At 38.9% G+C, this 1,368-nt stretch carries 1 protein-coding gene; it reads right to left on the bottom strand.

Features of this window, described 5'->3' with window-relative positions:
• Positions 1-147 precede the first annotated feature (147 nt).
• On the bottom strand, positions 148-1,266 hold the full coding sequence (locus F6K22_RS40845; RefSeq protein ID WP_293110875.1) for an alkene reductase: 1,119 nt from the start codon (positions 1,264-1,266) through the stop codon (positions 148-150).
• Positions 1,267-1,368: the final 102 nt, after the last annotated feature.

Raw genomic sequence — 1,368 nt, 5'->3', positions numbered from 1 at the left:
TTAAACCACATCCTTAAAAACGGGGTCTTCTTGTTGAGAGCTGATAGCTAATAGCTGAATACTTACCTTAAAAGTACATATAGAAAACTTATACCAATTCCCAAAAATAATTCTATTCCCTATTCCCTATTCCCTATTCCCTATTCCCTATTCCCTATTCCCTAATTCTTGATAAGTAGGAAAATCAGTATATCCTTCTCGGTCAAATGAATACCAAATTTTTACATCAGGCAGTGGATTTAGCCGCCAATTATTAGCCAAACGTTCTGCTAAATCAGGATTACTAATATAAAGTCTGCCAAAAGAAATTAAATCTGCATTTCCTGAATTAATCCCAGCTTCAGCAGTTTCTTTTTCATACCCACAATTTCCCATCAATGGCTGAGAAAAGACTTCACGAAATTCTGCTAAATTCATTGGTTCTCCTAACTCGTGAAAACCAAATCCTAAACCATCCATAACATGAAGATAACCTAACCCGTAATTATTTAACTGTTTGGCAACGTAAAGAAAATTTTCCCGAAAATCTGGAGAACCCATATCATTAAAAGCACCATTGGGTGAAATTCTGACTCCGACTCGGTGAGACGGCCATACAGTTAAAATAGATTCAGTAATTTCTTTAAGAAATTGAAATCTCTTTTCCAGACTACCTCCGTAGCGATCGCTCCGATGATTAGTCTTTGATTGTAAAAACTGGTCTATTAAATAACCATTAGCAGCATGAATTTCTACTCCATCAAAACCAGCAGCTTTTGCCCTGACAGCAGCCTGACGATAATCTTCTACAACTGCTGGAATTTCTTCTGTTTCTAGAGCGCGGGGTATTTCATAGGGTTGTTTACCAATGGGGGTATGAATATATTCTTCATTTAAGATAACCGGAGAAGCAGATACGGGGAGTTGACCATTTTCCTGAAAGCTAGTATGGGAAGCTCGCCCACAGTGCCAAAGTTGAAGAAACATAGGAGTTCCCTTGGCATGAACTGCATCTACAACCTGCTGCCAAGCTTTAGTCTGTTCGTCTGAGTAGATACCGGGGCTGTTAACCCAACCAATACCCTGTTTGGAAATGACAGTAGCTTCAGAAATAATTAAACCTGCACCTGCTCGTTGAGAGTAATATTCTGCCATCATAGAGTTAGGCATCCTTTCTACTCCAGCACGAGACCGAGTTAGGGGAGCCATGATGACTCGATTTTTCAGAGTTAAATCTCCTATATTGAAGGGACTAAGTAAGGTTAAAGAATCTGTTGGAGAGGTCATTTCAATTATCAATTATCAATTATCAGTTAGCCTCTTTTTCTACTGAATACTCCGTAACCAGAGAAGCTTTCCTTGAGAATGCTTTGCTGGACAGATGAAACA

Source organism: Okeania sp. SIO2F4 (assembly GCF_010672385.1).
GTDB lineage: Bacteria > Cyanobacteriota > Cyanobacteriia > Cyanobacteriales > Microcoleaceae > Trichodesmium.
Note: the sequence above shows the minus strand (reverse complement) of the source record. Positions and strands in the feature narration are given on the sequence as shown.